Source organism: Qipengyuania oceanensis (assembly GCF_009827535.1).
Lineage (GTDB): Bacteria > Pseudomonadota > Alphaproteobacteria > Sphingomonadales > Sphingomonadaceae > Qipengyuania_C > Qipengyuania_C oceanensis.
The window spans coordinates 911,620-934,165 of sequence record NZ_WTYN01000001.1; the positions used below are offsets into that span (position 1 = coordinate 911,620).

At 64.4% G+C, this 22,546-nt stretch carries 18 protein-coding genes; 7 read left to right on the forward strand and 11 right to left on the reverse strand.

All coding sequences use genetic code 11. The annotated features are described in order from the left end of the window. Positions 1-72 precede the first annotated feature (72 nt). The 9 genes from GRI48_RS04470 to GRI48_RS04510 form a co-directional block, all read right to left on the reverse strand. On the reverse strand, positions 73-279 hold the full coding sequence (locus GRI48_RS04470; protein ID WP_160671993.1) for a Flp family type IVb pilin: 207 nt from the start codon (positions 277-279) through the stop codon (positions 73-75). A gap of 334 nt (positions 280-613) precedes the next feature. Further along, positions 614-1,678 (reverse strand): phosphatase PAP2 family protein, encoded by a 1,065-nt coding sequence (locus tag GRI48_RS04475; RefSeq protein WP_160671996.1) that lies wholly within the window; start codon positions 1,676-1,678, stop codon positions 614-616. A gap of 53 nt (positions 1,679-1,731) precedes the next feature. Continuing rightward, complete coding sequence (locus GRI48_RS04480) at positions 1,732-2,523, reverse strand: SDR family NAD(P)-dependent oxidoreductase (RefSeq protein WP_160671999.1); 792 nt, start codon at positions 2,521-2,523, stop codon at positions 1,732-1,734. A 15-nt stretch (positions 2,524-2,538) separates the two neighbouring features. After that, entirely contained in the window at positions 2,539-3,441 is a 903-nt protein-coding gene (locus tag GRI48_RS04485) for an HpcH/HpaI aldolase/citrate lyase family protein (protein ID WP_160672002.1), read from the reverse strand. Next, on the reverse strand, positions 3,438-3,893 hold the full coding sequence (locus tag GRI48_RS04490; RefSeq protein ID WP_160672005.1) for a MaoC family dehydratase: 456 nt from the start codon (positions 3,891-3,893) through the stop codon (positions 3,438-3,440). Before GRI48_RS04490 ends, GRI48_RS04485 begins: the two co-directional genes overlap by 4 nt. Before the next feature lie 91 nt (positions 3,894-3,984). Further along, positions 3,985-4,416, reverse strand: coding sequence for a hypothetical protein (locus GRI48_RS04495; protein WP_160672008.1), 432 nt, complete (start codon positions 4,414-4,416; stop codon positions 3,985-3,987). Positions 4,417-4,503: 87 nt separating this feature from the next. Next, positions 4,504-6,000: a Ppx/GppA phosphatase family protein gene (locus GRI48_RS04500; RefSeq protein ID WP_160672011.1), complete on the reverse strand. Its 1,497-nt coding sequence runs from the start codon at positions 5,998-6,000 to the stop codon at positions 4,504-4,506. Then, the gene (locus GRI48_RS04505) at positions 5,997-8,153 is read right to left on the reverse strand and encodes an RNA degradosome polyphosphate kinase (protein ID WP_237451726.1); all 2,157 of its coding nucleotides are present in this window, start codon (positions 8,151-8,153) and stop codon (positions 5,997-5,999) included. The genes GRI48_RS04500 and GRI48_RS04505 overlap by 4 nt, the downstream gene beginning before the upstream one ends. Before the next feature lie 152 nt (positions 8,154-8,305). Beyond that, a complete protein-coding gene (locus tag GRI48_RS04510) occupies positions 8,306-10,858 on the reverse strand; it encodes a TonB-dependent receptor (protein WP_237451728.1) in 2,553 nt (850 codons plus the stop codon). 171 nt (positions 10,859-11,029) lie between these two features. Here GRI48_RS04510 and GRI48_RS04515 point away from each other — a divergent pair, with 171 nt between their 5' ends. The 6 genes from GRI48_RS04515 to GRI48_RS04540 are packed head-to-tail and all read left to right on the forward strand — an operon-like array spanning position 11,030 to position 18,434. After that, entirely contained in the window at positions 11,030-11,707 is a 678-nt protein-coding gene (locus tag GRI48_RS04515) for a GntR family transcriptional regulator (protein ID WP_160672017.1), read from the forward strand. Further along, positions 11,707-12,642: a hydroxymethylglutaryl-CoA lyase gene (locus tag GRI48_RS04520; protein ID WP_160672020.1), complete on the forward strand. Its 936-nt coding sequence runs from the start codon at positions 11,707-11,709 to the stop codon at positions 12,640-12,642. Before GRI48_RS04515 ends, GRI48_RS04520 begins: the two co-directional genes overlap by 1 nt. Beyond that, a complete protein-coding gene (locus GRI48_RS04525) occupies positions 12,642-14,690 on the forward strand; it encodes a hydantoinase/oxoprolinase family protein (RefSeq protein WP_160672023.1) in 2,049 nt (682 codons plus the stop codon). The genes GRI48_RS04520 and GRI48_RS04525 overlap by 1 nt, the downstream gene beginning before the upstream one ends. 13 nt (positions 14,691-14,703) lie before the next feature. Next, positions 14,704-16,602, forward strand: a complete 1,899-nt coding sequence (locus GRI48_RS04530) for a hydantoinase B/oxoprolinase family protein (protein ID WP_160672026.1) — start codon at positions 14,704-14,706, stop codon at positions 16,600-16,602. 44 nt (positions 16,603-16,646) lie between these two features. Then, complete coding sequence (locus GRI48_RS04535) at positions 16,647-17,795, forward strand: CaiB/BaiF CoA transferase family protein (RefSeq protein ID WP_202389258.1); 1,149 nt, start codon at positions 16,647-16,649, stop codon at positions 17,793-17,795. 9 nt (positions 17,796-17,804) lie between these two features. Next, on the forward strand, positions 17,805-18,434 hold the full coding sequence (locus tag GRI48_RS04540) for an isochorismatase family protein (protein WP_160672029.1): 630 nt from the start codon (positions 17,805-17,807) through the stop codon (positions 18,432-18,434). Between the two features lie 51 nt (positions 18,435-18,485). Here GRI48_RS04540 and GRI48_RS04545 read toward each other — a convergent pair whose 3' ends face one another. Both GRI48_RS04545 and GRI48_RS04550 read right to left on the reverse strand, forming a co-directional pair. Further along, positions 18,486-20,288 (reverse strand): flavin-containing monooxygenase, encoded by a 1,803-nt coding sequence (locus GRI48_RS04545; RefSeq protein ID WP_160672032.1) that lies wholly within the window; start codon positions 20,286-20,288, stop codon positions 18,486-18,488. A gap of 207 nt (positions 20,289-20,495) precedes the next feature. Further along, the gene (locus GRI48_RS04550) at positions 20,496-20,765 is read right to left on the reverse strand and encodes a hypothetical protein (RefSeq protein ID WP_160672035.1); all 270 of its coding nucleotides are present in this window, start codon (positions 20,763-20,765) and stop codon (positions 20,496-20,498) included. A gap of 196 nt (positions 20,766-20,961) precedes the next feature. Here GRI48_RS04550 and GRI48_RS04555 point away from each other — a divergent pair, with 196 nt between their 5' ends. Continuing rightward, complete coding sequence (locus tag GRI48_RS04555) at positions 20,962-22,545, forward strand: catalase (RefSeq protein WP_160672038.1); 1,584 nt, start codon at positions 20,962-20,964, stop codon at positions 22,543-22,545. The last annotated feature ends 1 nt before the right edge of the window (position 22,546 follow it).

Genomic DNA, 22,546 nt, shown 5'->3' on the forward strand with positions numbered 1-22,546 from the left:
CCCGTGAATTACGCCCCAATGCTAAAAGGCCCGCCCTTCATATCGAAGGACGGGCCCATTGTCAGCAGTTACTTACTTGCAAGCGTCGCTGATGTTGGTTGCGCTGGTGCCGGGATCGGCGATGCACGAAGCGGCGTTCGACATCGCGCTGCCGATCGAGTCACCCAGCGCGAAAGCGCCGAGAACGATGGCGATGCCGATGATGACGAGGATCAGAGCGTATTCGGCAGCCGAAGCACCGGATTCGTCAGCGGCGAAGTTCTTGATGAAGTTTTTCATGGTACAAATCCCTGTAGTCTGGTGTCCCGCATGCGGGACGGATCGTTGTGTTTTTGCAAGACCGGCCCCGGCATCTATTTCCGGCTAGCCATTTCCGTGGAGCTTCTTAACGGGTTGCGTGCCTTGACCGGAACGCTGTTCCCTGTGCGACCCGCAACCGGTTAAGTTGCTGCTGCCCCTTCGGATGCATTGAATAATCCACGTTAACCCCCGGTTGGTCAACGAGCTGTCAACCAATTGGCAGTTATCGCCGGATTTCAATACTTTGAACTGGTCGAAAAGGAAAAGAACATCGTTAACGCTGCGTCCGAAAAGCAACAGGAAAGCGCGTGGCTTACGTCGAATCCGGCCGCGATTCCCTGTCTTGGGCTGCCAGCACACGAGTGAGACAACCGCACGCCCACCAGATCGCCAGCACCCCGGCTATCGAGGCAAGTCCGTCTGCCAGATAGTGCCACGCCAGATGGACGGACCCCACCAGGATCGCCGCGAAGTAGATGCAGGCCAGCGTCCTCAGCGCGACATGCGATCGTCGCTCGAAAGCAATCAGAACCACCAGGAATGCGATAGCGACATGGAGCGATGGCATAGCCGAAATGCCGCCAGCAAACGCATCGGTCCCGTAGGTCGAAAGCAGGTACTCCATCGAATTGAACGAGTTCACCGGGTATAGCTTATCGATCTCTTCCAGCCGCTCCATCAGCGGCGCGAACCGGTCGCTTGCGAAGAAATCATCCATGAAGCACGGGCCCACGGAGGCCAAAACTGTTGCCAAAAAGCCACCCAGTATTAACCATGTCAGCTGGAACGTCAGGACGGCCCTCACCTGAAACGCGCGATTGGCGCTCAGGACCAGCCAGACGATCAGTCCGATGTTCACCAGGTGCCAGACGCCGTAGAGCAGATCGATCGCATGGGTCCCCAGCGGTCCGATGATCGCGTGGGTGTATTCCCAGGCATCGGCACCGAGAAGCGCGTGGTCGAAAGCGATGAAATAGGGGTCCGCATAGAATGGCTGGACTTGCGCGATACTGCGCTTGGCCATGCCCGCAAAGCCCATCGCCTGGACGAGGCCGAAGAATGCTACCGCGCAGGTCGCCAGCCACCATCGCTTCTCGCGAACGTCGGCCGCCAGTTGCTTGAGCGGATGCGGATGTCTGCGAACGAGCAATACGATCGGGCGCAGCAGAGCGAGCAGGTAGGCGACGACGAGGGCAACCTTGGCCAGCCCATACCCGCCCATCGGCGTGTCGGGCAGATCGAACAGGCGCTCGTACAGCTCGATGCCGATCGTGGAGGCGAGCCCGATCAGCAGGATCAGCGCATAGCCCCACAGGAGTGACGGCCTCCTCAGCCGCTGGCGCAGGCCTGCATCGCCGGTTGTCCCGATTTCCCCCATTGCAGCGCCCCCTAGCTGCCGGCGGTTAATTCCCCGCTACCCGAACGCCAGCGTCATCCGCGCATGAACTTCTGCGCGCTCTGCCCGTCGTCGACCTTGATGATCGCGCCGGTCACGCATTCGCTCGCGGGCGAGACCAGAAACAACAATGTGCTGTCGAGCTGCGCCGGGACCGGGATGCGCCCGCGCACCACGTTATCTTCCTGCGGGCCGATCCGTTCGAACATGCCGTCGGTCATCTCGGTCACGAACATGCCGGGCGCGATCGCGTTGACGTTGATCCCGGCATAGGCCCACTCGACCGCCAGCGTCTCGGTCATTCTCGCAGTGGCCGTCTTGGTCACCGCGTAGAGCGCCGCCCCGCCCCCTCGATAGCTGTAATGAGCGGTCGAGGAGATGTTGACGATATTGCCGGGCTTCTTCGCCTCGATCAGCCGGCGGGCAATCTCGCAGGCGAGCAGCCACGGACCGCGCAGGTTCACGCCGAGAACCCGGTCGACCAGGTCGACCGACATCTTGTGAGCCCTCTGCGCATCGGGAATGCCAGCGTTGTTGACCAGTATGTCGATCGTGCCGAACGCCTTTTCCCCCGCGTCGATGGCGGCGAACAGCGCATCGGTATCGGTCGCATCCATCTCGACCGCGAGCGCGCGGCCGCCCTCGTCCTCGATCTCCTTGGCCAGCGCCTCCAGCCGGTCGATCCGGCGCGCTGCGAGCACCACTGCCGCGCCCTGCTTCGCCAGCACGCGGGCGAAACGCTCGCCGAAGCCGGAGGATGCGCCGGTCACCAGGGCCACCCGTCCGGTAAGGTCGGTCGAATTGTTCGGCATCGCAAAATCGGTCATGTTCTGGTCTCTCCCTCAGACGCCATAGGCTTCGGCCAGCGCGATCAGCCGCTCGGCCTGCTTCTTGTGTGGTATATCGAGCATCTTGCCATCCATGCCGACGGTGCCAGCGCCCGGGTTGGTGGCGAAGGCCGCCATCACCTTGCGCGCATGGTCGACCTCTTCGACGGACGGCGTGAAAGCCTCGTTGATCGGACCGACCTGCGCCGGATGAATCGCGAGTCGGCCGGTGAAGCCTTCCGCCCGCGCCTGGCGCGAGTGGGCGAGCAGGCCCTCGCTATCGCGAAAATCGGCATGGAGCGTTTCGATCGCCTGCACGCCGCTGGCGTGGGCGGCAAGCAGCGTGAGCGAGCGGGCGAGCCGGAAGGTTTCGTGCCATTCGCCATTGGGAAGGCGATTGCCCGTCGCTCCTAGTGCTGTCGCGAGGTCTTCCGCGCCCCACGTCAGGCCAACGAGGCGGGACAGGTCGGCATCGGCAAACTCGCCTAGGTGAAAGGGGGCCGTCGCGGTTTCGGTCGCGACCGGGACGATGGCGGTGCTGCCGCTTTCGAGACCGTGTGTTTGCTCCGCCTCGTCCAGCATGGCCGACAACTGGCGCACGCAGTCCGGCCCGTCGATCTTGGGTTGCACGATGCCGTCGGGAGCACAGGCCATTACCGCGTCGAGATCGTCCCGCGTCAGCCCGCTATCGAGTGGGTTGACCCGCACCCAGTATTGCATGGGCCGCTGCCCGCGCGGCGTGGCACGGAGCGTCTCCGCCACCAGCGCGCGCGCGGCAGGCTTGTTTGCGGGCGCGACCGCGTCCTCTAGATCGAAGATGACGGCATCGGCGCCGCATTCGGGTGCCTTGGCGATCTTCTTCTCACTGTCACCGGGGATGAACAGCATCGAGCGCAGCGGCAATCCGGCTCCGTTCATTCGGCGGGTCGCTTGTGCTGGAGGCCCGAGCGCTTGCAGCTCGCAACGAGTTCGTCGTGCTGGTTGTATGCGCGATGCTGGAAGGTGACGATGCCCGCCGTCGGGCGCGATTTCGATTCCCGCAGCTCGAGAACTTCGGTCTCGATCCGCACGGTGTCGCCGACAAACAGCGGCTTTGGAAAACGGACCTCGTCCCAGCCGAGATTGGCAACCGCGGTACCCAGCGTCGTGTCGCCGACCGAGATGCCGACCATCAGTCCCAGCGTGAAGCACGAATTGACGAGCACCTGCCCGTAATCGCTGTTCTTCATGTATTCCGCGTCGAGATGGAGTTGCGCGGGGTTGTGCGTCATGGTCGTGAAGAGCAGATTGTCTGTCTCGGTCACCGTTCGCCTGATCGCATGATCGAAGACCTGCCCTATTTCCAGATCGTCGAACCAGACGCCAGCCATGCTTCCCCCCGTAACTATCGCGTCGCGCAGCCTTTCCCTGCGCGGCCGCGCCAGTCAACAGGGGATGTCGCGGAAATCTCCCGCCTGAAGGTCAGCCCGGGCTGTCGGGTCCGGTGCTGCTGCCGCCGCCTCCGCCGCCCGCGGCGATCGCGGTGATCGCCAGCGCACCGACGATGCCGCCGATCAGGGCGGCATTGCCCGGTAGCTTGGCGTCGGCCGGTGCAGCCGCGGGGCATGCGCGTGCATGCCAATCCAACCAGTCGCCCCAGTCGTAGCGAGTACCGTCGGCGACGTCCTTGTATTCCTTGCCGACATAGCGCCAAGTTTCGGCGGTGTTGCCGGCATCGAGCCAGGCCTCGTATTCGGGGAATATCCGCTTGCAGTCCCAGGCACGCGGGGGTGGCATCGCCCCGCCGGTATCCGACGAAATCACGTTGTCCTGCGCTGCGACGAGCGAGGTCGTGGCGATCGCAGCAGCGGCCATGACCGTCGCTATCCGTCCTACCAGTGAAGTTGTCGCCATGTTCGACCCTTGTTGTGTTCGGCCCGACTTATAGCGTGCTCCAGCGCATTGCGAAAGACCGGCCGGCCCGGTCCCTTGCGCAAGGCATCAGACCTCGCCAGTTTCGATGCGGCTGTCGAGACCCAGCCAGTCGGCCAGCACCTCCAGATCCTTCGTCAGCGGATAATGCGCCAGCGCCGCGTGGCTTTCGGAAAGCCGCAGGACCAGCTCCTTGTTGGTGCGACGCAGGCTGCTGTTGCCGATCGATCCGCGCGACGATGCACCCAGCCGCCGGGCAAGTCGGATCGCCAGCCCCCAGCCTGTACCGGTTCGCAAGGCCGCGTCGCTGGCCAGCCGGCGCAGTTCCTTCGGCATCTCCGTCCGGCCGAGGCTGCCCAGCAGCGATGCGCACAACATCGCGCGGTCGGCTGCGTCGATGCCGATCCAGCGCTTGTCGAGCGACCATTCGGTAGCGTGATTGGCGCGCAGGTTCGGTTCGACCCTTTGCAGCGCCATGCACAAGAGCGCGGCGGCGAGCCGCAGGCGCTCGGTGCCGTTGCCCTCGCCTGTCGCCACATCGGCGGTCCACCCGGCGACAAGCGTGGCATCGGTGATCTGCGCTTCGTACATGCGCGCGAAATCGGCGATGCCGACTAGGAGCGGGTCCTTGGCGCGCTGCAAATCATCGAGCCGGGCATAAAGCAGGCCTTCGCGGATACCCCAGGACGAGAACACTAGCCGGTCCGGCTCGAACTGTTCGATCATCACGCGCAGCAGCGCGGCCGCGTCGGAAAGGTATCCGGCGCGCATCGGGCTGATACCGGGAACCCGCATCAGCTTCTCGGGCTTCGATCGCGCCAGCCTGGCGCACAGGCGCAGCGCCTCGTCGGGGGCGAGTTCGAAGGCCTGGGGATCGGTCAGCGGATACTTGCACGAATGCATCGCGTATTGCGCGAGCGCCCGCCACGTCCCGCCGACCATGTACAGCGGGCCGGGATGCGCCTGTGCCCAGCCGACTTTCCCGAATGCCTTCTTCACGCGCCTGGCGAAGCCTTTATTCATCCTGAGCGAAGGCAGTCTGAGCGTACCCAGCGGCAGGCTCTCGCCGTGATGCCATGTCCCCTGCGCGATCGAGACGAGCTCGAGGCTTCCTCCGCCGAGATCGGCGACCACGCCCTCGGCGCCCGGGAATGCGCCGATCGCGCCCCAGGCGGAAGTGACTGCCTCCTCCTCGCCCGAAAGCAGTCTCGGATCGAGCCCCAACGCGCGCACCTTGTCGAGGAACTCGCCGCCGTTGTCAGCTTCGCGGGCAGCGGCCGTTGCTACGGTCTGCACATCCGCGACTTCGAGCTCGTCGAGGATCACCCGGTAGCGGGCGAGCGCGCCGAGCGCATCGTCGCTCGCTTCCTTGGGAATGGATCCGGTCGTCGCCAGATCGCGGCCCAGCCGGGCGGCGACCTTCTCGTTCCAGACCGTCACCGGCGCCCGCGGCGGTCCGCCGTAGATCACCATTCTCACCGTGTTCGAACCGATGTCGACCACGCCGGACAAGCGTTCGCGGTCTAGCCGGCTGCGCTGCTTTGCCGGCGACCTCGTCGGCGTCACGCGCGATTGCCCAGCGACAACCGCGGAACTTCCTGCGCCTTCAGTGCCGAGCCGCGCCCCGAGAGCGAAGGATTGGCCATGAAATAGTGGTGGCAGTTGAAGCCCGCATCGGGACCTTCCGAGCCGAGATGCATGCGATGATATTCTCCGTCGGCGCCAAGGCTCCAGCTCTGTTCCGTGTCGAGGATGTTCGCCAGCATGACCTGGCCCAAAACCTGGTCGTGCACCGTCTTGTTGGTGATCGGGACGAGAACCTCGACCCGTCGGTCGAGGTTGCGCGACATGGCATCGGCGGAGGTGATGAAGAGATCCGCCTTCCGGCTCGGCAGTTCCTGCCCGTTGGCAAAGGCCCAGATGCGGCCATGCTCCAGGAACCGGCCGATGATCGACTTGACCCGGATGTTCTCCGACAGGCCCGGCACCCCTGCCCGCAGGCTGCAGATGCCGCGCACGACCATGTGGATCTCTACGCCCGCCGCGCTCGCCTCGTAGAACTTGTCGATCATCTCGCGGTTGGTGACCGAGTTCATCTTGACCCAGATAGCCGCCGGCTTGCCCTCGCGAGCGTGGGCGATCTCGCGATCGATCAGGTCGTAGAGTTTCTGGCGCAGCCCGAGCGGCGAGATCGCGAGCTGTTCGAGCGCGGTCGGTTCCACATAGCCGGTGACGAAGTTGAACAGCTTCGCCGCGTCGCGACCGAACGCCGGATCGGCGGTGAAGAAGCTGAGATCGGTATAGATGCGCGCGTTGACCGGATGGTAGTTGCCGGTGCCGAAATGGCAGTAGGTGCGATAGCCGTCGTCCTCGCGTCGCACCACGAGGCTGACCTTGGCGTGGGTCTTCCACTCGGTGAAACCGTAGATCACCTGCACCCCGGCGCGTTCCAGCTCGGTCGCCCAGTGGATGTTGCGTTCCTCGTCGAAGCGGGCCTTCAGCTCGACCACGGCCGTCACCGCCTTGCCTTCCAGCGCGGCCTCGATCAGTGCCGCGATCACCGGCGACTGGTCGCCCGCGCGGTAGAGCGTCTGCTTGATCGAAACGACCGCGGGATCGGCGGCCGCCTGGCGCAGGAAGTCGACGACCACTTCGAAACTCTCGTACGGGTGATGGACGACCAGGTCCTTCTCGCGGATCGCGCCGAAACAGTCCCCGTCATGCGCCAGGATGCGTTCGGGATAGCGCGGATCGAAAGGCGCGAACTTGAGGTCGGGCCGGCTCTCGTTGCAGATCGCCGCGAGGTGGCGCATGCCGAGCATGCCCTTGGTCTTGACGATCATCGCGGCATCGACGTCGAACTGTTCGCGCAGCAGCGCTTCGGCGCCTTCGTCGCATTCGTCGTCGAGCTCGAGCAGGACGGCTCGTCCTCGCCGTCGCCGCTGGATCGCGGTGCGGAAGAAGCGCACCAGGTCTTCCGCCTCTTCCTCCACCTCGATGTCGCTGTCGCGCAGGACGCGGAACAGGCCGTCACCCAGGATCTTGAACCCGGGAAACATCAGCTCGGCGAAATGGGTGATGATGTGCTCGATCGCGACGTATGTCGCTGCATCGCCGGGAATGCGGACGAAGCGCGGAACGCCGGCGGGGATAAGCACCATCTCGATCAGGGGCGCTTTGCGCTTGCCGCGCTTCAGGCGGAAGATTGCGCCCATCCCCATGTTCGCAACGAAGGGGAACGGGTGCGAGGGATCGATCGCCTGTGGGGTGATAAGCGGCAGGATGTCGGTGCTGAAATAGTCTTCCAGCCACGCGATCTCGCCCTCGTCGAGCTGCGCGATCGACGCGATTTCGATGCCTTCCTGCGCGAGCAATCCGCACAAGGTGTCGAGCGCCGCCTGCTGGCGCTGTTCGAGCCCGACCATCTCGTGGCGAATGGCCTCGAGCTGCTGGGCGGGAGACTTTCCGTCGATGGCGGTCGATTCGATGCCGCGGCTGGCCTGGCCTTCCAGCCCGGCGATCCGGATCATCGTGAATTCGTCTAGATTGCTGGCGGAAATGGATAGAAAGCGCAGGCGTTCGAGAAGCGGATAATTCTCGTTCTCGGCTTCGGCCAGCACGCGCCGATTGAATGCCAGCCACGACAGCTCGCGATTGACGTAGCGGTCCTCGGGCGCTTCGACAGCACCGGTGGTCGCGACGGGATCGGGCGCGTTCATTGCTCTTGGCAGTCTCCGGAGATCATCCATCCGCATGGGCGGGTGATGTTACACTCCGGTGACAGCGAGCCAAGCCCGAACTGCGTTTGCCGGCAATGTGCCTGCTTTGGGGGCCGTGCGGGCGCCAGCGATGCCGGCGCCCGTGGAGTTGCCTAGAACTTGACGCCCAGTTCCACGCCGTAGAGCTGGCGAGCACCCGGCGAAATGAACGACCCGCCGAATTCGATCGCGGGGATCGCTTCGGAGATATAGTCTTCCCCCAGGATGTTCTCGCCGAAAGCGAAGATGCTGAAATTGCCGAATTCCAAGCCGGCGCGCACGTTGAGTATCCCGAAGGCGTCGCGCCGTGCGACATCGTAGCGGGCATTGCCGAAATCGGCCGGCAGGAAGTTGACCGCCGAAATGGGAATCAGGCCGGAAAAGATCGTCGGACGCTCCTGGTCCTGGACCGAGTGGAACCAGGTCGGGCCGGTTATACGGTAGTCGGCACGCACGATCAGGTCGGTGCTGTCGTTGACCGGCGTATCGATCTCCGTCCCCAGGTTGATCGTGTAGTCGGCAGTGTAGGGCGACTTGTTGCCGACCGTGTAGGGCCGCGAAGAGTTCTCCTTGATCTCGCTGTCGGTGACGTTGAACGCGCCGTAGAACTTCCAGCCCTCGACCACTTCGGCAGACAGGTTGAATTCTGCGCCCATCACCTCGACCTTGTCGATGTTCGAGACCACGCGCAGCAGGCCGTAGCTGCCGACGAAGAACTCGAAGAACTGCATGTCGTCGATCGTGGTGTAGTAGCCGGCCAGGTCGAAGGTGATCCTGCCATTGGCGAACTGGCCCTTCACGCCCGCTTCGAAGGCGCTGGACACTTCCTTGTCGTACTGGTCCTCGACCGTGACGTTGGCGTTGATCGTGCCCGGGGTTACGCCGTCGTTGAAGTTCGCATCGATCAGCGCTTGCGAGCCTTGGTTGTTGAAGCCGCCCGATTTGAAGCCGATGCCCCAGTTGGCATAGACGTTGATATCGGGCGTCGGCTCCCAGCTGAGGCTTACCTTGGGCTGGAGCTGCTTGAACTTGGCCGATTGCGGGCTGAGCGCGCCGAAAGCCTGACCGGGATTGATCGGACCCCCAGTGAAGGGATCGGTCGCGGTCGGCACGAGCGAGCGCGATTTGCGATCCTCGATGTCGTAGCGCAGCGCCAGCCCCGCGGTGACCGTCCCGAAATCATATTCGACATTGCCGAAGGCCGCATAAACGTCGGTCTTGAAAGCGTCCGCGAGAACGAGCGAAGACGGGTTGGCGGAATCGGGCGGGTTGTAGATCCCCTCGATCACCCCGGCCCCGGTATCCGCGCCGAGCGTGACGGCCGTCTCGCGGTCGATGTTGAGATAATAGGCACCGACCTGCCAGCTGAGCGGACCGCCGTCGTTCGACGCCAGCCGGACCTCGCCGCTGATATCGGTCTGGTTGCGCATCTGGTACTGCGTACCGTCGCAGGTCGTCGGGCTATAGGGCCCGAAGGTCGACCCCGTCGCCGGCGCGAACAGGAACGGCACCGGAATCTGGCCGATGAAGCCGGGCTGGTTGACCGGGAAGCCGGTGAGATCCGCAGTGGACGCGAAGCAGGCGTTGACCGCTGCCAGGCCCGATGGATCGGCTGCGCCGATGTAGCGTGCGAAGTCCGCGGAAGTCCCGTCCGCAACCAGGCTCTGGTCCACGTCCGAATAGAGCGCCCACGCCGTCAGCATGGTGCTCCCGAAATCATGCTCGACCTTGGCCGAAACGTCGAAGCTGTCCTGGTCGTTCGACGGGTCGATGTTACCGTAATACCGGAACTCGTGCTTGTTCACGTCTTCGTAGAAGGCGGGGTTGAAGGCCGCGAACTGGGGCAGGTGAAACGATGCGTTGAAGTTGATCGAGGAACCGCGCAACTGCGAATAGCGCGCCTTCACGTCCAGCTCGGTCGCAGGACCCAGATCGGCGACCACGCGGCCATCGACGGTCCAGATTTCCTGGTTGTCGACGTTGTTCTTGTCGAGGAAGATATTGCGGTAGAAACCGTCGGTCGTCCGGTAATAGCCGGACAGCACGAAGCCCAGGTTCTCCCCGATCGGCCCCGCGACATGGCCGGTCGCCTCGATCGTGTCGTGGTTGGCGTAGGACAGTTTCGCGCCGCCTTCGAAATAGTCGCCGGGCTTGAGCGTCGACAGCACGATAGCGCCGGCGGCCGCGTTGCGGCCGTAGAGCGCGCCTTGCGGCCCCTTCAGAATCTCGACCTGGCGCAGCGTGCCCTGCGTCTGGTTGAGCTGCGCGGTATTGGTCTTGAGAATGCCGTCGACCACGAGCGCGATCGAGCTCTCGGCATCGCGCGCGCCGTTGATGCCGCGAATGTTGACCTGCGTGTCGCCTGCTTCGGCCGTACCGGTAACGATCGTGACGCCGGGAGTCAGCTGGACGAAATCCTCCGCGTTGTCGGCACCGGTCTTCGCCAGCGCATCGGCAGTCAGGACCGAGACGGATGCCGGGACATCCTGCAAGCGCTCGTTCTGCCGGCGTGCGGTGACGATGATGACGTCGCCGTCCTGCTCGGCACTTGCCACCGCGACTTCCGCGTCCTGGGCGATTGCCGGAGAAGCGAAAGCCACCGCACTCGCGGCCACACCCAAACCAAGAGCCGTCTTGAGGCCGCGCCCCGTCATGAACCTATCCATCGTCAGTTCTCCCCGAACCGTGAGTTACCAGCGCCTTGCGGTGTCGGCCGAAGTACCGACCCCGAGAAACCACCTTCGGCGCCCTCCATCTCCAACCGCTTCCTGCGGCTTGACGAGCGTGTATTGTATACAATATGACATCGTCAAGATTGTTATTGCGGGACGCATATCTTGGCCAAGGCTTCCGACAAGGCGTATTCGGCGATCAGGGCGATGATCCTGTCGGGCGAACTCGTGCCCGGTCAGCAATTGTCGGAAGAAGCGCTTGCCGAACAGTGCGACGTTTCGCGCACGCCGGTGCGCGACGCGCTGCGCCGGCTGGAGGCCGATCTGCTGATAAGGCGCAGCGAATCCCAGCGCAGCTTCGTGGCCGACTGGTCGATCGACGACGTCGAGGATTCCTTCGAATTGCGCGCCATGCTCGAAGGGCTCGCCGCCCGGCGTGCGGCAGACCGGATGACGCGGGAAATTCTCGATCGTTTACGGGCGTGCAACGCGCGAATCGGCGCAGCCGTACGCGGCAAGTCGCCCGACATTACCGCCTTCCTCGAAGCCAATCTGACGTTCCACGAGATCATTCTCGAAACCTCGGGATCGAGGCGGCTGACGAGCCTGCTCGGGGCGCTGATCGAACAGCCGGTTGTCTGGCGCACCGCGCAGCATTACGGCCCCGATGCCTTCCACAAATCCCACAGCGAGCACGAGGATTTGCTCGCCGCTTTCGCGCGACGCGACGGCGAATGGGCACAGGCGATCATGGCCGGCCATATCCGCCGCGCTTTCCACGCCTATGCCGATGCGCACAGCGGCCTGGCGTCAATCGATCGCAAGACGGCTCGGCAGGCATAATGTATACAGAACGCATCGAAATGGTCGAAGTCAGCCCGCGCGACGGGTTGCAGAACGAGAAGCGCGAGGTCGCAACCGCCGACAAGGTTGCGCTGATCGAGCGCGCGATCGCTGCTGGCGCGCGCCGCATCGAGGTGACCAGCTTCGTCAACCCGCGCGCGGTCCCGCAAATGGCGGATGCCGACGCCGTGTGCGCAAGCCTGCCGGAGCGCGAAGACGTCACCTACATCGGCCTCGTCATGAACCGTCGCGGGGCCGACCGCGCCATCGCGACGGGCCGGATAGACCAGCTGGGCGCGGTCTGCGTCGCGACCGACCGTTTCGCCATGGCTAACCAGGGTCAGACGAGCGACCAGTCGGTCGAGGTGGCGAGCGACATCATCGCCCTCGCCCGCGATAACGGCCTCACCGGCCAGGCGACCATCGCTGCCAGCTTCGGCTGCCCCTTCGAAGGCGAGGTCGCGGAAGACCGGGTCGTTGCCATGGCGCGCCGGCTTGCCGAGGCGGAGCCGGTCGAGATCGCGCTTGCCGATACCATCGGCGTCGGCAATCCGGCCCAGGTCGCCCGCCTCATTGCGAAGGTGCGCGAAGCGATCGGCGCGATCCCGGTCCGGGTCCATTTCCACAACACCCGCGGAACCGGCCTCGCCAATGTCTGGGCCGCGATCGGCGCGGGCGCGCGGAGCGTCGATGCATCGATCGGCGGGCTCGGCGGGTGCCCCTTCGCCCCCGGAGCGGCCGGAAACGTCGCGACCGAGGACGTCGCCTACATGCTCGAGCGGGCCGGGATCGACACCGGCCTCGACCTCGCCGCGCTGATCGAGACGAACCGCTGGCTCGCCGGCGTGATGGACAAGGAGTTGCCGGCGATGGTCGGCAAGGCGGGCGGTTTTCCCGCCCCGAAAAAAGAGACACCGGAAAGGACTACCGCCTGATGCGATACCGGCTTGGAGTGGACGTCGGAGGGACGTTCACCGACCTCCTCCTGTTCGACAACGACAGCGGCCAGTTCTGGCGGCACAAGACACCTTCCACTCCCCATGACAGCTCGGAAGGCATTCTCAACGGGGTCCAGGCGATCACCGCGGACGCAGGCGTCGATCCGGCAGATATCGAGTTCTTCCTCCACGGCACGACCGTCGCCACCAATGCCGTGCTCGAGGGCAAGGGGGCGCGCGTCGGTCTGATCGTAACCGAAGGCTATCGCGACGTGATGCAGATCGCGCGCAGCTTCGTGCCCGGCGGGCTTGCCGCGTGGATCGTCTGGCCCAAGCCGCAACCGCTCGCCGCGCTGGAAGACACGATCGACGTGCCCGGCCGGATGGGCGCGGACGGAAAGGAAGTCCGCCCGCTCGACGAGGAAGCGGTGCGGAAGGCGATCCGCAAGCTCAAGGACCAGGGTATCGAAGCGCTGACGGTCAGCCTGATGAACGCCTACGTCAACGGCGCGCACGAGCAGCGGATCGGGGAAATCGCGGCAGAGGAACTGGGCGACCTGCCCGTGTCGCTCAGCCATGAAGTGCTGCCCGAAATGCAGGAATACGAACGCACGCTCTCGACCGTGGCCAATGCCGCGGTGCGGCCCGTAGTCGGCAAGTACATCTCCAACCTGCGCTCCAAGCTCGCCGATGCGGGCGTGACCGGCAAGCTCTCGCTGCTGCGTTCCGACGGTGGCCTGATGAGCAGCCAGAAGGCCGAGGAGCACCCGGTCAACATCCTCATGTCCGGGCCGGCCGGCGGGGTGACGGGCGCGCTGTGGGTCGCCAGGAACGCAGGCTTCAAGAATATCCTGACGCTCGACGTCGGCGGCACGTCGACCGACGTCGCCCTGATCGAGAACCTCGAACCGCGGCGCGTCCGCACGACCGATGTCGGCCACCTCTCGGTCCGTGCGTCCTCGCTCGACGTCAAGACGGTCGGCGCAGGTGGCGGCTCGATCGCCCACGTGCCCGAACTGACCAGGGCGCTGCGCGTCGGGCCGGAAAGCGCGGGCGCGGTCCCCGGGCCCGTCGCCTACGGCAAGGGCGGCGAGCAACCGACTGTGACCGACGCGAACGTCGTGCTCGGCTACCTGCCGGAAAACCTGCTCGGCGGATCCTTCAAGCTCGACCGCGAGGGCGCCAAGAAGTCCGTCCAGACCATCGCCGACGCGCTCGACATCGGGCTGATGGAGGCCGCACGCGGCATCATCGACATCGTCAACGAAAACATGTTCGGTGCCCTGCGGATGATCTCCGTCCAGCAGGGTTACGACCCGCGCGACTTCGCTCTGATGGGCTTCGGGGGCGCAGGTCCGCTGCACGTGAACGCCGTGGCCCGCCTGATGGGCAGCTGGCCCGCGATCAGCCCCGTCTCGCCCGGCGTGCTGTGCGCGCTGGGCGATGCGACGACCCGGATGCGAACCGAGACCGCGCGCAGTTTCAGCCGCCTCGCCAGGGACACCGACGTTTCCGAGCTCGTCGAACTGCTGGACGAGATGGCCGCGCAGACCCGTGCCGAACTGGAGGCCGACGGCATTCCCGCCGATACCATCCGCAGCGAGTTCGAGGTCGACGTGCGCTATGCCGGGCAGGCTTTCGAAGTGCCGCTCACGATCGATCAGGCGACCCTGCGCGACAAGGGGATCGACGGCATTCTCGCCCGGTTCGACGAGGAGCATCGGCGCCTGTTCACCTTCAACATGGATACGCCACACGAGATCGTGAACCTGCGCGCCGTGGCGCTGGGCGAGGCGCTCGAAATCGATGCCGCCGAGCTGGACAAGGGCGACGGCAATCCCGACGGCGCAAAGCTGCGCGACCACACGTTGTGGATGGGCGGGAAGCAGCGCGAAGCGGCGATCTACGACCGCTCCAGGCTGCGGCAGGGCGACACGATCCCGGGCCCCGCCATCATTACCGAAATGGACTCGACCACGCTGGTCGAGACGGATTGCGTCGCGACCATCGACGCCGTCGGCAACATCCTGATCAACCCGGCCTGAGGAGGCGCGAGACATGCCCGCTCAAATCGTCGAAACCAACGACACCCCCTTCCAGCGGCTCGATATCGATCCGGTCACGCTCGACATCATCGAGAATGCGCTGCGCAATGCACGCATCGAGATGGACGCGACGCTCGTACGCACCGCCATGTCGCCCGGCATCCGCGAACAGGGCGACAGCTTTCCGTTGATCGCGGACCCGGCCGGCAAGATGATCGTCGGGCAATTCGGCAGCTTCATCGATGGCTTCCTCAGGGGCTTCGACGGCACGCTGGAAGACGGCGACATGATCTTCCTGTCCGATCCCTATTCCTGCGAGGGCGCGATCAGCCATTCCAACGACTGGCTGGTGCTGCTGCCGGTATTCAAGGACGGGCGGCTGATCGCTTACACCGCGATGTTCGGCCACCAGTCCGATATCGGCGGCTCGGTCCCGGGATCGATGCCGATCCGCGCCAAGTCGATCTTCGAGGAAGGCGTGCGCATCCCGCCGGTGAAGATCTGGAAGAAGGGCGAGTACAACGAGGACCTGATGAAGCTCGTCATGCACCAGACGCGCAAGCCCGACTGGTGCCAAGCCGATCTCGACGCCCTGATCGCCAGCTGCCGGGTCGCCGCCAACCGGGTGGTCGAGATGGCCGAGCGATTCGGCGACGACGTCTACTATTCCGCGACGCAGGAGCTCCTGGCCCGCAATTACCGCGCCATGAAGGCACTGATCGGCCAGGCGGTTGCCGAGGAACCAGTCAGTTTCGAGGATTACATCTGCGACGACGGCATGGGCTACGGCCCGTACAAGATCAGGTGCACCATGCGGCGCGAAGGCGACAAGGTGGTGCTCGATTTCGAGGGCACCGATCCGCAAAGCGTCGCCTCGATCAATTTCTATCTCAATGAGAACATGTTCAAGATGTTCTTCGGCATCTACATGATCATGGTCTTCGACCCTCAGATCCTTTTCAACGACGGGTTCTACGACCTGATCGAGGTACGCATCCCGGAAGGATCGCTCCTCAAGCCCAAGTTCCCGGCAGCCCTGTCGGGTCGCACCCACGCCCTCGGGCGTATCTTCGACATCCTCGGCGGATTGCTGGGCCAGAAGACGCCCGAATTCCTCAATGCCGCGGGTTTCAGCTCCTCGCCGCACCTGTTCTATTCCGGGTGGGACAACCGTCCGGGGCACGAGGGTAACTGGTTCCAGCTGTTCCAGATCGGCTTCGGCGGGATACCCGGCAGGCCGCTGGGCGACGGACCGGACGGCCATTCGCTTTGGCCCGGCTTCACCAATGTCCCCAACGAGTTCCTTGAACGGTACTTCCCCTTGCGGATCGAGCGTTACGAGACCGAGCCGGACAGTGGCGGCGCGGGCCTGCATCGCGGCGGCAACGGCATCCACATGACCTACCGGTTCCTCGCCGATGGCGCGATCGCCATCCATGACGACCGCTGGTTCGTGCCGCCCTGGGGCGTCAACGGCGGCCATCCTGGCGAGCGCGCGACCAAGATCCTCGAGCGCGTCGACGGCACGAAGGAGATCGTCGGCAACAAGGTCGAAGAGGTCGAGGTCAAGGCAGGCGAGCAGCTCCATTTCATCACCTGGGGTGGCGGTGGCTGGGGCGACCCGCTCGACCGCGACCCCGAACTCGTCGCGCTGGAAGTGCGGCAGGGTCTGGTGACGGTCGACGGCGCGCGCGATTACGGCGTCGTCATCACCGATGAACACTCGGTCGACAGCGAGGCTACCGCCAAGCTGCGCGAGGAGATGAAGGCCGGTCGCGGCGAATTGCCCCTGTTCGATTACGGCCCGTCCATCGACGAGCTTCGCGCCGCCTGCGAGGCCGAGACCGGTCTGCCCGCGCCCGTACAGCCCGTCTGGCACGACCAGCCCGATTACGCGGAGGCAGCAGAGTGAGCACTCCTGCGCCCGGAGCGCTCAGCGACATCCGAGTGATAGAAATGGGCCAGCTGCTCGCCGGCCCGTTCTGCGGGCAATTGCTCGGCGACATGGGTGCCGACGTCATCAAGCTCGAGCCGCCCGGCGCCGGCGACCCCATGCGGCTATGGGGCCAGGGCGAGGAAAAGGTGCAATGGGAGGTGATCGCGCGCAACAAGCGCTCGGTGACCTGCAACCTGCGGATCCCGGAAGGCCAGCAATTGGCCCGCGAACTGATCGCCAAAGCCGATGTGCTGGTCGAGAACTTCAAACCCGGCACGCTCGAGAAATGGGGCCTCGGCCCCGACGTTCTGCTGGCCGACAACCCCGGCCTCATCATCGCGCGCATGTCCGGTTACGGCCAGGACGGCCCCTACTCCGACCGGGCAGGCTTCGGCGGCATCGGCGAGGCGATGGGCGGCTGGCGCTACATCGTCGGCGACCCGGACCGGCCCCCTGCGCGCATGGGCATCTCGATCGGCGATACGCTGTGCGCGACCTACGGCACGATGGGCGTGCTGGCCGCGCTGCATCATCGGGAGAAGACCGGCGAAGGCCAGGTGATCGATACCGCGCTCTACGAGGCGGTGCTGCAAGTGATGGAGGGGCTGGTCCCCGAATACGATCACAACGGCTTCATCCGCGAACGATCGGGCTCGATCCTGCCGGGCATCGCCCCCTCCAACGTCTACACCTGCAAGGACGGCCCCTTCATGATCGGGGCCAACAAGGATGCGATCTTCGCCCGGCTCGCCCGAGCCATGGGGCGCCCGGAACTGGCCGAAGACCCGCGCTACGCGACGCACCTTGCCCGCGGGAGACACCAGACCGAGCTGGATGATCTCATCAACGCCTGGACGTCGACGCTCACCATCGACGAGGTCGATGATTTGATGATCGAGTATTCGATTCCCGCCGGGCGCGTCTATACGGCGAAGGACATGCTCGCCGACCCGCACTTCAAGGCGCGCGAGGCAATCATCGACGTCGAGACCGAAACGCACGGCACGTTAAAGATGCAGAACGCCTTCCCCAAGTTCTCGAAAAGCCCTTCCGGCGTTCGCCGCCCCGCCCCTTCGGAGCCCGGCCAGCACAATGCCGAGGTGCTTTCCGAACTGCTCGGCTACGACGAGGCGAGGCGCGAGGAACTCGCCGCCGCCGGCGCGCTGTGAAGGCCTGACGTGGGTTCGGGCGGCCAGACCTTCGAGGAAAGCTACGCAGGCGTCTACGACGGCAGGCTGGAGCCTGGTGACAAGGCTGCATTGCTGGTCGTCGACCTGGTCGTTGCCTATTCGGACGAAAGCTCGCCCCTCTACTGCGAGACGGCAGGGGCCGCGATCGAGGTAAACCGCCGCCTGATCGCCGCGGCGCGCAAGGCCGGTGTGCCTGTCGTCTTCACCAATGTCGCCTATGGTCCCGGCGACAAGGCGGGCAACGTCTTCTACCGCAAGGCCCCGGTGCTGCGGGTGTTCGACGACGGTTCGCCGCTCGGAGCATTTCCCGACGGCATCGATGCGCCTCCCGGCGATACGATCACCAAGCAATATCCGTCCGCCTTCTTCGGGACCGGACTTGCCGACCGGCTGCGCGCAAATGGCGTGGACACGCTGCTCATCACGGGCTTCTCGACCTCGGGCTGCGTGCGCGCCTCTGCCCTCGATGCGCTGCAGGAAGGCTTCATCCCCTTCGTTGTGCGCGACGCATGCGCCGATCGCCACCCCGAGCCGCACGAGGCGAACCTGCGCGACCTCCAGGCGAAATATGCCGAGGTGATCGACAGCGACGCTGCGCTCGCCATCCTCGCGCGGTAGATCAGACTACCCGGATCAGTCTCCCTCGCGAAACCGGTCGGCGCCGAGGGGCTAGCTGAACTCCAGCCCCTCGAACGTGCCCGCTTTGCGCCACTGGTCGATGTGCGTGAAGAATCCCTGCGCGCCTGCCGGATGACCCATGGCGAAGCGTTCCTGCTCTCCGTATCCCTGGCCCTCGTTGTTGTAATAGCCGGGCGTACACTCGGTGCTGCCGAGCCGCGCTCCGGGGCCCGTCAGCAGGAAATCGATCCAGGCCTGCTCCGCTTCGGCACTCGGCTCTACGCTCGCATGGCCCTCGCCTTCCGCATGCTTGACAATGCAGGCGACCGTGTCGGCATGGTCGACGAGGTTGTGCGGATAGTTGGCGATGAAGGCCGCCGCCTGGTTCTGCTGCACGACGAACATGTTCGGAAACCCGTGAACGTGCAGGCCGTGCAGGCTGCGCATGCCCCCCGCCCAATAGTCCGACAGCTTCTGGCCGTCGCGACCCGTCACGTCGAAGCCGGCGCGATCGTGGAAGTCGGTCCCGACCTCGAAACCGGAAGCATAGACGATGCAATCGACCTCGTACTCCTCGCCGTTTGCGATCACGCCTTTTTCGGTGATCCGTTCGACCCCCTTGCCGTCGGTATCGACGAGATGGGTGTTCGGGCGCGTGAAGGCCTGCAGATACTCGTCGTGGAAGCACGGGCGCTTGCACAGCTGGCGGTACCAGGCCTTGAGCTTCTCGCCCGCTTCGCCGCCGACGATCGCCTCGGCACGGGCGCGGATTTCGCTCATCTTCTGGTTATCGGCGTCCTCGAACGCGGCCATGATCCCTTCGGGCGTGCGCTGCTCCGGCGGCATGTCGATGACCTGTGCCCGGATGCGCTTGCCCAGATCGGTCCAGCCGTCGTCGACCAGGTCTTCGGCCGGGAAGCCGACACCGAGATTGGCGACGAAATTCTCCTGCCATTTCTTCTGCCAGCCGGGTCCGGTCACCTCGTCGAACCAGTCGCGCTCGAGCGGCTTGTTGTTGCGCTCGTCGACACTCGAGGGCGTGCGCTGGAACACGTAGAGTTCCTTTGCATCGCGCGAGACGTTCGGCACGACCTGCACGGCCGTCGCACCCGTACCGATGATCGCCACGCGCTTGTCGGCAAGGCCGGTCATCGGATCGCCTTCGGGCGTACCGCCGGTATACTCGTAGTCCCAGCGGCTGGTGTGAAAGCTCTTGCCCCGGAACTCGTCGATACCGGGCAGGCCCGGCAGCTTGGCGACATGGAGAGGTCCGGTGCCCATGCCGACGTATTTGGCGGTGAATTCGTCGCCACGGTCGGTGCGAACGATCCAGACAGAGCGCCCTGCATCCCATTCCAGATCGGTCACCTGCGTGTGGAACAGGGCGTTGTCATAAAGGTCGAAGGTCTCGCCGATCCGACTGCAATGGTCGCGGATTTCCGGGGCATGAGCGTATTTCTCGCTCGGCATGTGCCCGGTTTCCTCGAGCAGCGGCATGTAGATCATGGATGCGGTATCGCATTGGGCGCCGGGATAGCGGTTCCAGTACCAGGTGCCGCCGAAGTCGCCGCCCTTCTCGATGATGCGCACGTCGTTGATGCCCGCATCCTTTAGCCGCGCTCCGACGACCAGCCCGGCAAACCCGCCGCCGATGAAGGCGAAGGTGACATGATCGGTGCGCGGGGCACGCTCCTTGCGAGGCGTGTAGGGATCGACTGCGAGGTCGGAATACTCGCGCTCCAGGCGCACATATTGCGCCGAGCCGTCTGTACGAAGGCGCTTGTCGCGCTCCTCGGCATACTTGCGGCGCAAGGCCTCCTTGTCGACGGGTGCTGCCAGCGCTTCGCTCGCCATTGTCCTCTCCTCCTGTGGTCCCGGTCCGAACCCGATTCGAACTTCGGGTTCGGTTTCGCAAAGAGACTGACCCATCTCGTCAGGAGAGGCAAGTACCCTGCCGCAGGTGGGTAAGGTCGCGACTTTGCCCGAGGCCATCGGCGATCCGACAAACGAAAAGTCCCGTCGTTTCCGACGGGGCTTTCCTGGTATTCGACGTGGAGTGGGTCAGGCCACTGCAGCAGGGGCTTTCGAGGTAGCCGGGGGTGTCTGGTCGGTGTCGTTGGCCGCCGTGGCGGACTTCTTCTGCTCGTTCTTGTCGATCAGTTTCTTGACGACATAACCGCCCGCGCCCAGCGCGATCATCGCGGGCAAGCTCATGCGGCGAAGGACCGTGCTGGCTACCACGCCCAGTGCCGCGCCGGTAGCGCCGCCGACACCGCTGGTCTGCTTGGCGACCTTGTCGCCCACGAAAGCTCCGATAATCTTACCAATCATGCGTAATTCTCCTTTGTGCGAACAACGGTCCACCCTGCCCGATGTTCCGTCGCGTCACTCCGCATGACCGCCGCCCGCCGACCTGCGCGTCCGCTTGCGCTGATGCCATCCGGGCCGGTCGCAATCCGAGGAACGGAAGCACGCCCCAATCCTTTCACTTTCAAGCGAGAATTCGCTGCTCCCGAAAGGATTTCCCATGACCAAGAAAAGCACCACGCCGCCCACCACGACGGACGCCGGCATTCGCGCGCCGAGCGACGAGCATTCGCTGACGCTCGGCCCTGACGGCCCGATCGTCCTCAACGACCACTACCTCATCGAGCAGATGGCGAACTTCAACCGCGAACGCATTCCCGAGCGTCAGCCCCACGCCAAGGGGTCGGGTGCCTTCGGCTATTTCGAATGCACCGAAGACGTCTCGCAATACACCAAGGCGGTCTGCTTCCAGAAAGGCAAGAAGACCGAAACTGCCATGCGGTTTTCGACCGTTGCCGGCGAGCGTGGCAGCCCCGATACCTGGCGCGACCCGCGCGGCTTCTCCGTCAAATTCTACACCGAGGACGGCAATTTCGACATGGTCGGCAACAACACGCCGATCTTCTTCATCCGCGATCCGCTCAAGTTCCAGCATTTCATCCGCAGCCAGAAGCGCCGCGCCGACAACGGCCTGCGCGATCACGACATGATGTGGGATTTCTGGACCCTCAGCCCCGAAAGCGCGCACCAGGTGACCTACCTGATGGGCGATCGCGGCGTGCCGAAGAACTGGCGCGAGATGAACGGCTACGGTTCGCACACCTACATGCTGATCAACGAGGAAGGCGAGAAATTCTGGGTCAAGTTCCACTTCATGACCGATGTCGGCGAGATGAGCGGCAACGCTCACCTGACGCAGGACGAGGCGGTCAAAAAGGCAGGCGAGGACAGCGATTACCATCGTCGCGACCTGTTCGACGCGATCCACAAGGGCGATTTTCCCAGCTGGACGCTCAAGTGGCAGATCATGCCCTACGAGGATGCCAAGACCTATCGCATCAACCCGTTCGACCTGACCAAGACCTGGCCTCATGCAGACTATCCGCTGATCGAGGTCGGCAAGCTGGTGCTGAACGAGAACCCGGTCGACTGGGATACTCAGATCGAGCAGCTCGCCTTCGAGCCGAACAACATGATCCCCGGCATCGGCCTGAGCCCCGACAAGATGCTGCTTGCGCGCGGGTTTTCCTATGCGGATGCGCACCGGCATCGTCTCGGCGTCAACTACAAGCAGATCCCGGTCAATTCGGCGCGGAATGCCGAGGTCAATTCCTACTCGCGCGCAGGTGCGATGCGGACCGTCAATGCAGTCGACCCCGTCTATGCGCCCAATTCCTATGGCGGCCCGGCAGCGCAACCCGTCACCGGCAACGAGGCCGCCTGGTATGCAGATGGCGACATGGTGCGCCAAGCCTATACCCTTCGCGAGGACGATGACGACGTCAGCCAACCGCGTGCGCTGATCAACGAGGTCATGGACGACGCGCAACGCGATCGCTTCGTATCGAACGTCGCCGGCCACCTTGCCGACGGTGTCAGCGAGAAGGTGCTGCAACGGGCATTCGAATACTGGAAGGCGATCGACGCGAAGATCGGCGAACGGATCGAGAAAATGGTGCGCGACAAGATCGGCGGCAAGTCGAAGGCTCCGGGCATGGGCTCGGCCAAGTCGACCACGGATGAAGCAACGCTCGGCCCGGTCGGGGTCGGCGATCCGACGCGCGAGACCGAACCGGCAGAGTAAC

Coding starts and splice junctions, on each gene's coding strand:
- GRI48_RS04470 (WP_160671993.1), bottom strand. CDS start 279: ATGAAAAACTTCATCAAGAACTTCGCCGCTGACGAATCCGGTGCTTCG.
- GRI48_RS04475 (WP_160671996.1), bottom strand. CDS start 1,678: ATGGGGGAAATCGGGACAACCGGCGATGCAGGCCTGCGCCAGCGGCTG.
- GRI48_RS04480 (WP_160671999.1), bottom strand. CDS start 2,523: ATGACCGATTTTGCGATGCCGAACAATTCGACCGACCTTACCGGACGG.
- GRI48_RS04485 (WP_160672002.1), bottom strand. CDS start 3,441: ATGAACGGAGCCGGATTGCCGCTGCGCTCGATGCTGTTCATCCCCGGT.
- GRI48_RS04490 (WP_160672005.1), bottom strand. CDS start 3,893: ATGGCTGGCGTCTGGTTCGACGATCTGGAAATAGGGCAGGTCTTCGAT.
- GRI48_RS04495 (WP_160672008.1), bottom strand. CDS start 4,416: ATGGCGACAACTTCACTGGTAGGACGGATAGCGACGGTCATGGCCGCT.
- GRI48_RS04505 (WP_237451726.1), bottom strand. CDS start 8,153: ATGAACGCGCCCGATCCCGTCGCGACCACCGGTGCTGTCGAAGCGCCC.
- GRI48_RS04510 (WP_237451728.1), bottom strand. CDS start 10,858: ATGGATAGGTTCATGACGGGGCGCGGCCTCAAGACGGCTCTTGGTTTG.
- GRI48_RS04520 (WP_160672020.1), top strand. CDS start 11,707: ATGTATACAGAACGCATCGAAATGGTCGAAGTCAGCCCGCGCGACGGG.
- GRI48_RS04525 (WP_160672023.1), top strand. CDS start 12,642: ATGCGATACCGGCTTGGAGTGGACGTCGGAGGGACGTTCACCGACCTC.
- GRI48_RS04530 (WP_160672026.1), top strand. CDS start 14,704: ATGCCCGCTCAAATCGTCGAAACCAACGACACCCCCTTCCAGCGGCTC.
- GRI48_RS04535 (WP_202389258.1), top strand. CDS start 16,647: ATGGGCCAGCTGCTCGCCGGCCCGTTCTGCGGGCAATTGCTCGGCGAC.
- GRI48_RS04545 (WP_160672032.1), bottom strand. CDS start 20,288: ATGGCGAGCGAAGCGCTGGCAGCACCCGTCGACAAGGAGGCCTTGCGC.
- GRI48_RS04550 (WP_160672035.1), bottom strand. CDS start 20,765: ATGATTGGTAAGATTATCGGAGCTTTCGTGGGCGACAAGGTCGCCAAG.
- GRI48_RS04555 (WP_160672038.1), top strand. CDS start 20,962: ATGACCAAGAAAAGCACCACGCCGCCCACCACGACGGACGCCGGCATT.